This is a genomic window from Nostoc sp. C117 (genome assembly GCF_043099735.1).
GTDB lineage: Bacteria > Cyanobacteriota > Cyanobacteriia > Cyanobacteriales > Nostocaceae > Nostoc.
Genome location: NZ_CP170991.1, coordinates 1,707,244 through 1,723,368, shown reverse-complemented (window position 1 = coordinate 1,723,368; position 16,125 = coordinate 1,707,244). Strand labels below are relative to the sequence as shown.

6 protein-coding genes are annotated in these 16,125 nt (G+C 41.3%); 5 read left to right on the top strand and 1 reads right to left on the bottom strand.

Features of this window, described 5'->3' with window-relative positions; genetic code table 11:
• The first annotated feature begins 46 nt into the window (after positions 1-46).
• The 3 genes from ACFG4S_RS08255 (at position 47) to ACFG4S_RS08245 (ending at position 8,862) form a co-directional block, all read left to right on the top strand.
• The gene (locus tag ACFG4S_RS08255; protein WP_392534334.1) at positions 47-1,384 is read left to right on the top strand and encodes a P-loop NTPase fold protein; all 1,338 of its coding nucleotides are present in this window, start codon (positions 47-49) and stop codon (positions 1,382-1,384) included.
• A complete protein-coding gene (locus ACFG4S_RS08250; protein WP_392534333.1) occupies positions 1,354-6,474 on the top strand; it encodes a hypothetical protein in 5,121 nt (1,706 codons plus the stop codon). The genes ACFG4S_RS08255 and ACFG4S_RS08250 overlap by 31 nt, the downstream gene beginning before the upstream one ends.
• 1,509 nt (positions 6,475-7,983) lie before the next feature.
• Positions 7,984-8,862: an inositol monophosphatase family protein gene (locus tag ACFG4S_RS08245; protein ID WP_392534332.1), complete on the top strand. Its 879-nt coding sequence runs from the start codon at positions 7,984-7,986 to the stop codon at positions 8,860-8,862.
• A 42-nt stretch (positions 8,863-8,904) separates the two neighbouring features.
• Here ACFG4S_RS08245 and ACFG4S_RS08240 read toward each other — a convergent pair whose 3' ends face one another.
• A complete protein-coding gene (locus ACFG4S_RS08240) occupies positions 8,905-13,563 on the bottom strand; it encodes a GAF domain-containing protein (RefSeq protein ID WP_392534331.1) in 4,659 nt (1,552 codons plus the stop codon).
• Between the two features lie 320 nt (positions 13,564-13,883).
• On the opposite strand from ACFG4S_RS08240, the gene ACFG4S_RS08235 reads away from it, so the two are divergent.
• Together ACFG4S_RS08235 and ACFG4S_RS08230 are read left to right on the top strand one after the other, a co-directional pair.
• Positions 13,884-14,207 carry a YnfA family protein gene (locus ACFG4S_RS08235; protein ID WP_392534330.1) on the top strand — a complete coding sequence of 108 codons (324 nt, stop codon included), beginning with the start codon at positions 13,884-13,886 and terminating at the stop codon, positions 14,205-14,207.
• A gap of 403 nt (positions 14,208-14,610) precedes the next feature.
• Complete coding sequence (locus ACFG4S_RS08230; RefSeq protein WP_392535938.1) at positions 14,611-16,011, top strand: ammonium transporter; 1,401 nt, start codon at positions 14,611-14,613, stop codon at positions 16,009-16,011.
• Positions 16,012-16,125 lie beyond the last annotated feature (114 nt).

Below are 16,125 nucleotides of genomic sequence, written 5' to 3'. Positions count from 1 at the left end.
CTTTATAAATTTTGTCATCCCTATTAGTGAGTGAACTCGATTAGTTATGCTCCTAGATTTAGAAAGATTTTATCAGGCTTGCAATCCAAGTAGACCTCTAATGATAGAAGATCCGAGCGATCGCCGATATTATATTGATTTTGCTGCGGTGCGGGGTGGTAAAATCATTGAGGCTTTGCAGCGGACTATCACTCGGATCTCGCCAGATACACCCACTTGTCAGCTATTTACAGGACATCTCGGCTGTGGAAAATCTACGGAATTGCTGCGGCTGAAAGCTGAGTTAGAAGTACAGCAATTTCAAGTAGTTTACTTTGAGTCTACCCATGTCTTAGAAATGGCAGATGTGGATGTGACTGATGTTTTGTTGGCGATCGCTGGTCAGGTAAGTGAAAGCCTAGAAGCCATGAAAATCAAGCTCAAACCTGCCTATTTTACCAAGTTGTTTGGCGAAATTGTAGATTTTTTGCAAACCCCAATTGAACTGGGAGTTGAAGCCGAATTATCTGTGGGGATTGGCAAAATTACAGCCAAAACCAAAGAAAGTCCCCAATTGCGGCGGCGGTTAAGAGATTATCTAGAACCGCGAACGGCAAATATTTTACAGTCAATTAATCAAGAATTATTAGAACGTGCCAATAAAGAACTCAAAGCTAGGGGCAAAAAAGGACTAGTGGTAATTGTTGATAATTTGGATCGAGTGGCAATTCGACCTTTACCATCGGGGCGATCGCTACCAGAATACTTGTTTATTCAGCGGGGCGAACAGTTACGCAAACTAAATTGTCATGTTGTCTACACTATTCCCCTAGCTTTGACTTTCTCCAACGATAGCGCCGAACTTCAGCATCGTTTGGGGGGAGGAGTAGCGCCAAAAGTGTTACCGATGATACCTGTACGTTTGCGCTCTGGAGAGATTTTTCCGCAAGGGCTAGCAATGATGAGACAAATGGTGCTAGCTAGAGCTTTCCCAGACAATTTACCTAGCGATCGGTTAGGCTTAATTACAGAAGTGTTTGATAGTTTGGAAACCTTAGATCGGTTATGCCTGATTAGTGGTGGTCATGTGCGTGACTTGCTAGGGTTGCTGTTTGACTGTTTGCGCGAACAAGATCCACCCTTTGAGCGGGAGTGTGTCGAATTGGTGATTCAAAGACAGCGCGATTACCGAGCCAATGCCATTGACCCTCAGGAATGGGAACTCATCTTTCAGGTAGTGGAACAGCAGAGGGTTAGAGGTGATATAGAGTACCATACCCTATTGCGGAGTTTATTTGTATTTGAATACCGCGATCGCGAGGGGGCTTGGTTTGCCGTCAACCCAGTTTTAGCAGAGACGCAAAAATTTAAATCATGGTTGAACGACACCCACAAGCAGATATAAGAGCAGCTAATGAGCGGGCGTTACGAAGTTTAGGGAGAGCGATCGCCCTTTCTAGCGGTCAATTTTCCCTAGTATTAGTATGCTGTAACTATCGAGTTTTGCAAGAGCAAATGTTGCAGCGACTCGAAGAAATTTCTCCGGGATTACAGAACATTCAAAGGGTAGTTTTACCCCAGAATGCCAGAAGTCTTTATACTACTATTCATTTACAATTAGTTACCAAGAATCAACCGCCAGCGGCATTAATGATTTTGGGTTTAGAGTCAGTGGATGGACTTGATGATTTTCTCCGGTCTATTAATCATATTCGGGATGAATTTCGCAAGCGCCATGCATTTCCCATAGTTGTTTGGATGAATGATGAAGTATTGCAAAAGGTGGTACGTTTAGCGCCAGATTTTGCCAGTTGGGCGGCGACACCGATTCATTTTGAAATGACAACTCGCTCGTTACTGGAATTTCTCCAGCAAGAAACAGATTCTTTATTCGCTACAGTATTAGCAAACAATAATAAACAACCTCAGGCACCTAAGTTTACCGAAAATTATTCTACTCTAGAGCAAGTCTGGGAACATAGTTATGAACTCCACTTTGGAATTCGAGAGTTGCAAAATCGTGGTATTACCTTAGAGCCAGAATTACACGCTAGTTTAGAATTTGTTTTTGGTCTAGATAATTATGTTAGCGATCGCATTAATCCAGCTTTAAGTCATTTTCATAAAAGCTTACAGGTTTGGGAAAAGTTGGGCAGAAGAAGGGATGAGGGGGATGAGGGAGATAAAAATATTGCTTCCTCATCTCCCCCTACTCCGTTTTCTTCCCCATCTCCTCCATCTCCCCCATCTCCCCTACTCCTTCGCCAGGGAGTCTTGCTGTTTTATATTGGGCTATCTTGTTGTCGTTTAGCAGAACAAAATCAAACAGAAAATCGTCGTCATTGGTTAGCGGCTAAATCTTATTTTCAGCAATCTTTGAATGTTTTAGAGATAGCTGGGCGTTTAGATATAGTTGCCGAATTTATTAATCAACTCGCTGAAGTTTTGCAATATCTGCAAGAGTGGGAAGAATTGCAGATTGTTGCTCAAAAGTCTTTGGAGTTGCATCAAACTTATGGTAGTCAAATTCAACTCGCTTGTGACTACGGTTTTCTGGCACAAGTGGCTATACAGCAGTCACGCTGGGCACAGGCGAGTATCTTTGCACATGTATCACTGCTGAAATTAGCCGAGGCTCAAAAGCAGAATGACCCTTACAACTGCTTATTTCCTTTGCTGTTGGCACAAATTTACTATTTAGTTTTAGCAAAAGCCCAGCGGAATTTAGGCGAGCAAGAAGTCGCCCGTGAATATTTAGAAAAAGCGACAAAAGAACTAAAAGAAGCATTAGAAACCAGCGCTCATCAATATGATGCCCATCGTTATATTCGGATGTTGCGGACATTGCGATCGCTTTACTTTGAAGAAGGTCGCTATTTGCAAGCCTATTGCATTCGCCAGAAACGGCGTTCTGTTGAGCAGCAGTATGGTTTTCGGGCTTTTATTGGCGCCGGACGCTTGCAACCCCAAAGACAAGTGACAAACCCAGCATTGATGTCACCTACTGGGAGTAGCACTGTTGCTTTAGAAATTGCGGCTTCTGGTCGAGAGCGTGATATTAATAATTTAATTGGCAGAATTAGCCGCGCCGATCAAAAGTTGACGGTGATTCACGGTCAATCGGGAGTGGGCAAGAGTTCTACGGTGACGGCAGGTTTAGTTCCAGCGCTACAAAATCGAGCTATTGGCGATCAAATTGCTGTACCTGTGGTGCTGCAAGTTTATACCGATTGGGCTAGGGAATTAGGCAAATCTTTAACTGAGGCGATGTTTCAGATTCAGGGAGAAGTCGGCATTGAACCCGAAAATTTACCCTACTCTGCTAAGTCGATCGCTATCATTAATATTTTACAACAATTACAAAGAAATGCTGATAATCATTTGATCACAGTTTTAATTTTCGATCAGTTTGAAGAATTTTTCTTTGGATATAGCGATCGCAATCAAAAGCAAGCCTTCGATCAATTTATTAGTGACTGTCTCAATATACCATTTGTCAAGGTTATTCTTTCTCTGCGAGAAGATTATTTACACCGTTTATTAGACTTTAAACATCTGTCGGCATTAGAAGCGATTAACAACAATATTCTCGATAAAAATATCCGCTATCAGTTAAATAATTTTTCGTCAGAATATGCCAAAGTAATTATCAGAAAGTTGACAGAGCGTTCTCAATTTAACTTAGAACCTGCTTTAATTGATGCCTTAGTTGAAGACTTATCTACAGAATTTGGAGAAGTCCGTCCCATTGAATTACAAGTTGTCGGGGCACAAATCCAAGATGAACGAATTACCACCCTAGAAGAATATCAACCATATCGACCCAATAAACTGATTGAGCGATATATTAAAGAACTGATTAAAGACTGTGGTCCAGAAAATGAACGAGCCGCTTTACTTGTTTTATATTTATTAACAGATGAAAGCAACAACCGACCTTTTAAAACTCGTGCTGAATTAGCAGCGCAGTTATCAGAGTTAGAAGATGCTGGCAAATTAGAGTTAGTCTTAGATATTTTAGTAAGCTCTGGGTTAGTGGTGCTTTTTCCCGATGTACCAGAACGCTATCAATTGATTCATGATTATTTAGTAGACTTAATTCGTTACTTGCAACAACAAGAATCAAGCTTACAAGTACAACTCAATCAACTACGCTACAAGGTAGAACAAAGTCAAGCGGAAATTGAGCGACTAAAAAGCGAACTTAGCCAAAAAAAGCAGCGAACCAAATTAATCGGTACTCATCCCCAACCGGGATTAGATTTATTAACAGAATTGCGAGAGTTACAAAAGCGGGAAGAATTAAGTCAGTTAGAAATTGAGCAGTTGCGAGCTGAACTCAAAGAAAAAGAATTAACAGCTAAACTAGCAGAAAGCCAAGAAAAACAAAGAGTCAGTGAAGCTAAATTAAATCGTTCGCTGAAAATTGCCTTGACTGCTTCTGTACTGGCGATATTAGGGTTGAGCGTTTCTATTGTCACAGCAATAGATAGCGAGATTAAAACCCTAAGTGTATCCAGTGAAGCCTTATTTGCATCGCAAAAAGGCATTGATGCTTTAAAAGAAGGTTTAAAAGCCGGGAAAAAATTACAACAGACAATCTGGGTAGATTCCTATACAAGAGAACAAGTACAAACGGCTCTTTATCAAGCAGTTTCTGGAGCAAGAGAATATAATCGTTTTGACGGGCATATATCTGGGGTAAATAGTGTTATATTTAGCCGCGATCGCTCTTTAATTGCTTCAGCCAGTGCAGACACTACAATCAAACTCTGGCGTCCTGATGGTAGCCTAGTCAAAACCTTGTCGGGACATGATGATGTAGTCAATAGCGTCAGTTTCAGCCCCGATAGTCAACTTATTGCTTCCGCCAGTCAAGACAAAACCGTAAAATTGTGGAGTCGGGAGGGTCAACTAATAACCACTCTATCAGGACATCAAGGAGTGGTGAATAGTGTTAGTTTCAGCCCTGACGGTCAACTGATTGCTTCTGCAAGTACAGACAAAACCATAAAACTTTGGAGTCACGACGGTAAATTAATCAAAACCTTAGAGGGACATACTAGTGCAGTCTTGGCTGTCGCTTGGTCACCTGATGGACAAACCATTGCTTCCGGGAGTGCTGACAACACCATCAAGCTTTGGAATCGGGATGGGAAATTACTCAAAACCTTTCAAGGTCATAATGATGCAATATTAGGTTTAGCTTGGTCGCCTGATGGTAAAGCGATCGCTTCTGCTAGTTTAGACCAGACGATCAAATTGTGGAGTTTATCAGGCAACCTACTGAAAACCTTATCAGGACATAGTGCTGGAGTTACCAGTGTCAGCTTCAGCCCAGATGGTCAGACCATTGCTTCTGCAAGTACTGACGAAACAATCAAACTTTGGAGTCCTGAAGGTGTCCTACTCGGAACCCTGAAGGGGCATAATAATTGGGTAAACAGCGTCAGCTTCAGCCCAGACGGTCGCACCCTTGCTTCTGCGAGTCGGGACAAAACTATTACACTCTGGCGTTGGGACGATGTATTTTTGCGAAAACCCAAAGCCGATAACGATGACTGGATTACTAGTATAAATTTTAGCCCTGATGGTCGCACCTTAGCCGCAGGGAGTCGAGATAAAACTGTAAAAATTTTTAGTCTAGAAGGTAAATTAGTACGTATTTTAACTGGACATCAGGGGCAAGTTTGGGGCGTTAGTTTTAGTCCTGATGGTAAAGCGATCGCTTCGGCTAGTAAAGATAAAACAGTCAAGCTTTGGAGTCAGGACGGTAAATTGCTTCACACCTTACAGGGTCATAATAACACCGTATTGAGTGTAGCTTGGTCGCCTGATGGTCAAGTAATTGCTTCAGCTAGCAAAGATAAAACAGTCAAGCTTTGGAGTCGTAACGGTATACTGTTGAACACTTTGCAGGGACATAAAGATGCAGTGAATTGGGTAAGTTTTAGCCCTGATGGCAAGTTACTAGCCTCAGCCAGCGATGACAAAACCGTGAAAATCTGGAGTCAGGATGGTAAACTGCTACATACATTAACTGGTCATAATCGCCGGGTAAATGGGGTAGCTTGGTCACCAGATAGTCAGGCGATCGCCTCAGTTAGTATTGATAGCACAGTGAAGATTTGGAATCGAGCCGGCGATCTACTAAGTAATATTACTGGGGATGGCGATAGTTTCATCAGTGTTAGCTTTAGTCCTGATGGTAAAACTTTGGTAGCTAGTAGTGATGACAAGGTGAATATTTGGAACCGTGAAGGAATATTGCTGATTGCTTTGAAAGGTTATAAAGATGAATTAACCAGCGTCAGTTTTAGCCCTGACAGCAAAACTTTAGCTGTAGGAAGTGCCAACGGTACAGTAATTTTCCAGAATTTAGCAGATATCCAACTGGAAAAATTACTGGCACGGGGTTGCGATTTGCTACATGATTATTTGCAGACTAACCAGAAGTTAATGAAAGGCGATCAGTCTTTGTGTTCTAGTAGGTAATTTTCATTTTGAATGCTCTATCTGTCGAAATAATTTTTCAAATTGGTATGAATTAATATTATTTCTGAGCTAGACATCTTGTCTGCCTTTTGTTGTGGGTGGGCGAGACACCCACCCTACAAGAAAAATTTAATGTTTTTTGAATTGGGAAGTCTCTTATCCCTCTTCTGTCACTCTTCGAAAACATTTGCCATTTCTGAATTCTAGAGCTTTTGTATAGCAAGCGATGTCTACGACGGGCTATTCGGCGTCGCGCGATTCTTTTCTAATAACAAATACAAGACCCATTTTTTCTAATAGTATAGCTTGTATTGGTTGCCTCATCAGGCTTCTAGCGATTGCCCTCGCGGAGAGTGACAGAAGAGGGTTATACCAATTTAATGTGAAGTTGCATATATCTTGATCCCCCTAAATCCCCCTTAAAAAGGGGGACTTTGATAGATGTTTTTCCAGTTCCCCCTTTATTAAGGGGGGCTAGGAGGGATCGAATTATATGCAGCTTCATAAAAAATTGGTATTAGAGCTTATTTAACTATGCTCACTGTCCTAATTCCTGTTCTTCTTCATGAAATAAAAATTCGGCTAAAAGGGCTAAGCCAGTTAGCCAAAGAAAGCAGCAAACCGAAAACAAAAATATTCCCGTCATTGCTATTACCTCCAGGAAATCTTCTGGTTGAATTAACTCTTTTACCCTTTAAGAATTTAGAGCAAAAGTTACCTACTATTTCCTATTATCTTAACCACTCCAATCATCTTCTGATACCATAAAACTTTTTTAGAAGGAGGATAAAATGTACAAGCTTAGCTAGTAATACATATTGGCGATGTTAAGAAACTTATAGCTGAAAAGGATTATATCTTTTTATCTCTAGCTCAGTGATAATTCAATAATTTATAGCCCATTTATTAAGTAAATATTAACGAAATATTAAGTAGGGTGCGTTACGAATGTCTAGGAATTTGAGGGTTTGAGAAAGTCTAATTTAGCGCTAACCAGGATATTTCCAGGTGCGTTAAAGCAACGCGTAACGCACCTGACAATTTAGGTTTACTCTGTAAATGGTCTCTTTGTACGCTGAGCGGATGTTTGAAAAGTCCTCTTCTCGGTATCAAAAGTTTTAGATCCCCCTAAGTCCCCCTTAAAAAGCACGGTGGTTTCATACAAGCAGAGAAAAACTAAAACTAGGTTTCAAAACCTCTCCCCCGGAGGGTGAGAGGTTTGGAGAGAGGGAAAAAGCCATGCTACCAAACGATCAATCAAGACTTATGTATTTTTCTTTTTTCGTATGAAACCACCCTGCTAAGTCCCCCTTTTTAAGGATCTAAAAGTGCCTAAAGTCACAGCAAAACACTTTTCAAACAACCTCTAAGATAAGCTCTTTGAAATAGACGGATTAGAGTAATATAACAACGGTGGTATCTTTGCATTAAAGTGATACCCTATTTTTCTGGATATAGAATTCTATCGCCCTGGAAACAGGAGATTATTTCTCAAAGGAGTTTGCTGCAATGTCCACAACACCGACTACTCGATTAATTTTGGAGACTTTACTTCCTCATCTCAAAGTAGCAGCAGCCTATGCCCGTTTTCTTCAACCAAAAATTGCTGCACTTCCCGCGAAAGAACAAGGAAAAAACTTTTTTGCCGCTGCACTTACGGATGCGGATGTGGCGATTCAAAATATGGTGGAAGTAGTACTACTGGGGACTTTCCCAGAGATTCGCTTTTATGGGGAAGAGTATGAGAGTTCTAGCAATACTAAGTATTTTCGTGCTACGGAACTGGGTTTAGAAGGTGATTATTTAGTCACACTCGACCCGATTGATGGTACGAAGTTTTATATGGATGGGCATTCTAATTACCAAATTATTCTCAGTATTCTCAACTATGATGATTTTGAGGCAGTACTGGCAATTTCTCCGGCTGAAAATGTTTATTTTTATGCTTTTCGAGGGCAAGGTGCTTTTAAAGGAACGCTGGAAATGAACCTAGAAGAATGCACTCCGTTAAATATTACATCGCCTAAATCTGCTGTATTGTTAGGATGGGGAATGAATGCGATCGCACCTCTACTAAAAGATCGATATCAAGTAATTGATATTGCAAATGATTATTCGAGTGATATGCAAATTCCCAATCTCAATGGTATATTCACTGGTGACTTAAGTGGAGCGGCAATCAGAGCGGGCAAATTTATTGATGCTGCTGCACTCGCTTTCCTGGCCAAAGAAGCTGGCTATCTTGTAACTACTCTGGATGGTTCTACTTTACCGCCACTGCATACCTGTAAAAACTATAGTTTGCCTGGATTAATAATAGCTGCATCAAAATCCGTTCATCAGCACCTGTTAGAAGCAACCCAAAGCCTAGCTGAAAGTAAAAACTAGTAAATTATTCTTTACTTTTGCCTCTGCCTCCAGCCTTGTTTGCTAATTAGTTAAAAATTCTTGAATACGGTTGACAAAATCTTCTATTTCTGAAATCAAATTACTCGTACCTTTCTGCTCTTGCTGGAGAGCTAATTGTTCTAGTTTCTCGACTGCTAGATACATAGCTGTGGCTCCAATGTTGGCACTAGCACCTTTGAGGTAATGAGCTTCTCGGACAATTTTCCCAAAATCATAAAGTTTGATCGCTGTTTTAATGATCTCTAAACGAGGTTTAATATCTTGAACGAAGATTTGCAATAAATTTAATTCAAATCCTGTATCATTTTCCGATATTTCATGGAGGTATTTCCAATTGATCGATCGATCAACTTTAGCATCGTTTGTGAGGGAAACACTCTGCTCAGTCACAGCTAACTCTTGTTTGGAAAAGATTACATCTGTCCAATGCTCTAGGATAGCTGCCAATTGTTCTTTCAACACTGGCTTACTTAGGTAATCGTCCATTCCGGCATTTAAATACTTTTTTTTATCGTCTTTCATAGCATTAGCTGTCATCGCAACGATCACAGGACGACGATGACTGACAAAAGCGCTCTCTTGCCAATGATGAATTTCTTTTGTAGTTTCCAAACCATCGAGAATTGGCATTTGGCAATCCATGAGAATCAAATCGAAAGGAATTTTTTCTAATAGCTGTAAAACTTCCTTGCCATTGGCGACAACATCAGCTTTGTAGCCCAAAGTCTGGAGTTGTTTGAGCGTTACTTTTTGATTTACCAAATTATCTTCAGCGAGTAAAATTCTTAATTTAGATTTATTCTGGAGGCTAGAGGAAGAAGAAAGAATAATCCTTGAGTTTTCTGTATTTTGCACTTTTCCCCTAGCTTGTAGCCCAGAAATTCTAGCTCCTTTTTCCACTTCAGGCTGAGTTTCTAAAATATTGATAATCGTATCCAGAAGTCGTGATGCCTTAACGGGTTTGACTAAATAAGCCGCAAATCCGATTTTCAGGGCTTGCTGTACTTGATGACGTTGATTAGTAGAGGTGAGTATAATTAAAGGAATCTCAGAAATTGCGGAATTGGCTTTAATTTCTTCTCCTAATTTGATGCCATCTATGTGAGGGATTTGGATATCAATTAAGGCGACATCATAGCAATTTCCTTGCTCACAAGCTTCCTCAAGAGCTTTGAGTGCAGCAGTAGCATTGTTGACTCGATCTACCTGCATTCCCCAACTACTAGCTTGATGAGCGATCATTTTGCAATTAATCGGGTTGTTATCCACCATTAATAAGCGGCGATTGATTAAAAATGGGCGTTCATATTTTGGGAAAATAGGCTCGATTTGCTTGGCGAAAGGTACTTCAAACCAAAACTTAGATCCTTTACCTATCTGACTTTCCACTCCAATTGCTCCTCCCATCAAAGTCACCAGTTGTTTACAGATGGCTAATCCTAAACCGGTACCACCATACTTGCGAGTGGTAGAAGCATCGACTTGAGTAAATGCCATAAAGAGTTTGTGTTGGTCTTCAGGATTAATACCAAGACCTGTGTCTGTGATGGCAAAGTAGATAGTGACTGTAGTGGAGGAAAGCGAACGCAATTCTGCTTGCACTACTACTTCACCAGCGCTGGTAAACTTGATAGCATTGCTGATTAAGTTCATAAGAATTTGCCGGAGCCTACTAACATCTCCTTGGAGGTGAATGGGGACATTGCGATCGATCAGGGCAGCAATTTCTAATCCCTTATTATGGGCTGAGGGAGCCAATAATTCTAATACTTCTTCAATACAAATAGATAGGTCAAAATCTAGAGTTTCTAGAGCCATTTGTCCAGCTTCTAGCTTGGACAGATCTAAAATCTCGTTGATTAAAGTTAATAAGGCTTCTCCGCTGATGCGAATTGTTTCAATAAAATCTCGCTGTTCTGGGTCTAAGGAAGTATCTAAGGCCAAACTGGTCATTCCCAATACAGCATTCATGGGAGTGCGAATTTCATGACTCATATTCGCCAAAAAGGCACTTTTCGTCTGAGAAGCTAATTCAGCTTGGTAACGGGCAATTTCTAGTTCTTGTCGTTGGCGAGTTTCTGCTTCTAATAGTTGGGCTTGGGCTAAAGCAATACCTACTTGATCGGCTATTTGTCGCAAAAGATGAGTTTCAAAACTAGACCATTGGTGAGAATAGGCACACTGATGGACTATCAGCAAACCACGAAGTTCTTCTTTGACCAAAATCGGCACAACCAAATTGACTTTCACTCCAAACTGTTGCATTAATTCCAGATGCTTTTGTTCGACTTCCAACAGATCTAAATTAGCCAGCCCCAAAATTCGTCCTTGACGGTACTGCTGTAGATAATACTGTTGTAGGTATTCCGCTTGAAAGTATGGGGGAATAATGTTTTGCTCTTTGATTGCTGGTAAGCCCGAAACTACTGCTTCGATAACATTAGTTGTAGACTCATCTGGCAAAAGCTGATAAATTAATACTCGGTCAGTTTGAAGAATCTTTTGCACCTCATTGACAGTGATTTCCAGGATTTCTTCGATTTGCAAAGACTGGCGGATTTTTAGGGTGATTTCGGTAAATAATTGCGATCGCAAGTTTTGACGTTGTAATTCTTCTTCAGCCTGTTTCCGCTGGATAAATTGCCCCACTTGTTCGCCAATAAAATTCATCGTTTTTGCCAAATCTTTGTCAGGTTCCTGGATTTCACGATTGAAGCAGGTAATGACGCCGAGAATTTTATTACCAGTGCGGAGCGGAAAACCAAAAGCTGCGTGTAGTCCTACTTGAGCAGCAATTTGGAAGCTAGGGAAATTCAGGTCTTTAACGATATCAGCAATCCAAACAGGTTCTGAACTAGCCCAAACACGGCCAGGTAGTCCAATTCCTGGTATGAATGTTGTTTGTTGCTTCAGTTCGGTAAACTCTTGCACTTCCAGGGATGGTTTATGCCACATATCGAAAAAACGCAGGACATTTGCTTCCCGATCTACCATCCAAATTTCACCTAAATCCCATTTCAAACTCTCACAGATTCCTTGGAGGATTTGGGGCATAGCTTCGTTGATTGTAGTCGCATCTGCTAAAACGCGGGTTGCAGCATATTGTGCAGTCAGATGTTGTTGGGCACGTTTGCGATCTGTGATATCAATACCTGTGCCAACAATGTATTCTACTGAACCTTCATCGTCTTTTAAGACAGTATTAGACCAAGCAATTAGTCTCCGAGTGCCATTCTTGATTACCCAATAGTTTTCGTGTTCTTGGAAACTCTTACCAGTTCGCAATTGCTCAAAAACTGCTTTGACTGACTCTACCTCTTCAGGAAGTAAAAACAAGTTCCAGAAATACCGACCTCTCACCTCATCGAAGGAATAACCTGTTGTTTGCTCACAAGCTTGATTAAAACGAACGATTTGCCCTTGGGTATCGGTAACTATAACTAAAGCGCTAGCTGTATCAAGGACTGCGGAGATAAAGTTACGTTCTTGGTTTAAGCTTTCTTGTGTTCTCTTGCGCTCACAAACTTCACGATAGATTACGTAGTAGACTACAGCAAGAACGAAAAAACTCAGACAAATAGCGATCGCCATTGTCATAGTTGTTGTGCGAGTCCAAGCTTTTTGGGCTTGTAATATTTGCAGACGCCGCGTCCTTTCTTCATTCTCGATCTGATAGATCGCCTTGCGGATATCATCCATGATATTTTGACTATCATTTCTCACTAGTACCTGCAAAGCCGCTTGCAATCCCTGCTTCTGACGCAAGTCAATAGTCTGTTTGAGTTCAGTAACTTTAGTTTTGATCAGAGATTCAAGCTTTGCAATCTGCTTTTGTTGGTTTGGTTGCTCTGCGGTTAATTTCTTCAGTTTTGCAATTTGTTCATCAACGTTGGTCAGTGCTATTTGATACGCTTTTAGATAAATTTCTTTTCCAGTGAGGATATAACTACGTTCTCCGGTCTCAGCATCCTTGGTTTGCGAGAGTAGTTTTTCCAAGACATTGATTTTTTTATAAGTATTTTTTACTATATGACGGTTATTAATAGATACTCTTGTATTTTGATAATAAACTATGCCAATCAAAACTAAAATTGCCGATAGCAAAACAAAACCTACCGCAATCTTTCGGAAAAATTGCTTGCGTACTTTTTCCGGCTGTTTGCCTTTATTAGTCACAAGTAATAAATTTGCTAAATTACGTCGCAGTTCCAGTTGCTTGATCAGTTGACGACCCAAAGTTCTTAATGCTTCTATCTGATCTGGGCTAAGCTCTCGTGGTACATAATCAATTACGCAAAGTGTTCCTAGTGCATATCCTTCAGCATTAGTTAGTGGAACACCAGCATAAAATCGGATTTTTGGGTCAGAAGTGACCAGTGGATTAGCGGCGAACCGTTCGTCATTTGTTGCATCCGGCACAATAAAAACGTCAGGTTTTAAAATAGTATGGCCACAAAATGCGAAGTCTCGATGTGTTTCTGGGACAGCCAAACCGACCTTTGACTTAAACCACTGGCGATCGGTATCAATTAAGCTAATTAAGGCAATAGGAGTCTGACAAATATACGAGGCTAAACGAGTGAGATCGTCAAAGGCGGCTTCTGGTGAGGTATCGAGGATTTTATACTGCAAAAGCGTCTCGATTCTCTGGGCTTCGTTATCAGGTAATGGTGCTTTCATCCTTAAGCCTTATCTACAAGGGATTGGGGAGTGGGGAGCAAAGAGGCGGGGCACAGGGACAGGAAATTAAAAGTTAAATTCTATTATCCATACCCAATGCCCAATGCCGCTCATCAGTTCTGAGTAGTGAGTGCTGAGTGCAAATCTCACTTCTTTACTCAGCACTGCCTAAACATCCCGCTAACGGAACTCGGCACTGTTTTGCCCAATGCCCAATGCCCAATACCGAATGCCCTATACCCAATTTGATAATGACAATACTTGAGTTAAAAGCGTTAGCGTAATTTCACTGAGTTCAACTTGAGTTAAAAATCGGTCAAATGATTAAGTCGCTGCTGTATTTTTTGTGGGCTGGTTTATTTGAAATTGGGGGTGGCTATTTGATTTGGTTGTGGTTACGTGAAGGTAAACCATTTTGGTGGGGAATCTTGGGCGCAATTGCTTTAGCTGTCTATGGGGCGATCGCAACTCTTCAACCAGCCAATTTTGGCAGAGTCTATGCAGCTTATGGTGGCGTGTTTATCATCATGGCAATGCTTTGGGGTTGGAAGGTAGACGGGACAATTCCAGACCGCTACGACCTAATCGGAGCTTCTCTGGCTTTGGTGAGTGTATTAATTATTATGTTTATGCCCAGAAGTTAAGTAAAATTTCTATGTCATTACCGACAAATAAATAAATTCTATGATAATTCATTTTAAAAACACAATAACCCCAAGCAAAATCACACAGTTTCTTTAGCCACTAAATAGCTAGAAGCAACTATGCGGATATAAGCTGTTACGTATTTAATTTGTACATTTACCTGATGACTGATGACTGTTAACGCTCGTCAAGAGTTGTTTATATACTGTTGACGCGCATCAGCTGATTAAACCCTTAGTAACTAAAATCAAGAATTATATTTTTGTTAACATTTCCCAAAAACAGAAGTACAGTAGCTTGCAAGACAAAAAAGAGTATCAAACAGTACTGAAATATATTAATGTAATACAAATTTGTTAGTGCTTTGCTTAGGGACGAAAAGAAGTGTTGAAGAAAGTTGTCATGATTGGGGCGATCGCCTTACTAATTTTGGGAGGACCGCTGATGGGCAATGCTTTTGCCCAAACACCAGCCGCCAGTCCACCTGCTGCTGATACTGGAGATACAGCATTTATGCTGATTTCAGCAGCACTCGTGCTGTTAATGACACCAGGATTAGCATTTTTCTATGGTGGATTTGTCCGATCGCGCAATATCCTCAATACATTGATGATGAGCTTTGTATTGATGGCGATCGTCGGAGTTACCTGGATTTTGTGGGGTTATAGTCTTGCCTTTGCCCCAGGTTTGCCGTTCATCGGTGGATTACAGTGGTTGGGGTTGAATGGTGTGGGACTAGAGATAACAGATTATCTCAAAGGCTCAAATCCGGCGGAAGTTGTTTCTTATGCAGGAACAATTCCCCACCAGGCATTCATGATTTACCAAGCTATGTTTGCCATTATCACCCCAGCCTTAATTTCTGGAGCGATCGCCGAACGAATGAGTTTCCGCGCTTATTCCTTGTTCGTGCTGCTGTGGTCAACCTTTGTTTACGCTCCCCTAGCTCACATGGTCTGGGCGAAAGGTGGATTTTTAGGCTTGTATGGTGGTTTGGGTGCCCTGGATTTCGCAGGTGGTACAGTCGTTCACATTAGTTCTGGCGTTTCTGCTTTGGTAGCAGCGATCGTCCTTGGACCTCGGAGAACCCATCCCGATCGCCTTAGCCCTCCGCACAACGTTCCGTTTATTTTGCTGGGTGCTGGTTTGTTGTGGTTTGGCTGGTTCGGCTTCAATGCTGGAAGTGCCTTATCTGTGGCTAGTGGAACTTCTGGTACTGTAGTCACAAATTTAGCAACAACAGCCTTTGTTGCCACCAATACAGCCGCCGCCGCCGCCGCTTTAATGTGGCTAATTTTGGAAGCAGCTTTGCGCGGGAAACCAACAGCTGTGGGAGCAGCTACAGGAGCCGTTGCTGGATTGGTAGGGATTACTCCGGCCGCCGGATTTGTTACACCGCTATCATCCATTTTGGTTGGTTTCATCACCGCCTTTGTTTGCTTCTATGCTGTGAGTTTCAAGCACAAGCTGCAAATTGATGATGCCTTAGATACCTTTCCCGTGCATGGTGTTGGTGGTACAGTCGGGGCAATTTTAACGGCAATCTTTGCCACCACTCAAGTGAACGGAGGAGGTAAAGAGGGTGTACTGCGTGGTAATTTTGGTGAATTGGGAGTTGAACTAGTAGCAATTGCCGTTGCCTATGTCATCGCAGCTGTTGGTACATGGATTATTCTCAAGATTATCGATGCTACAGTCGGGCTACGAGTCAATGAAGAAGTTGAATTGCAAGGTTTGGATATCAACGAACACGGCGAAGAAGGTTATAATTCTGAATTTGGCGGCGATCGGCCGATTCAGTAATCAGTCCTGAATCATTCCATATTTGGATTTTGGATTTTAGATTTTTCTTTCAATCCAAAATTCAAAATTCAAAATTCAAAATCTAAAATTGGTGTAATTTCCGAGTGCTAGCGT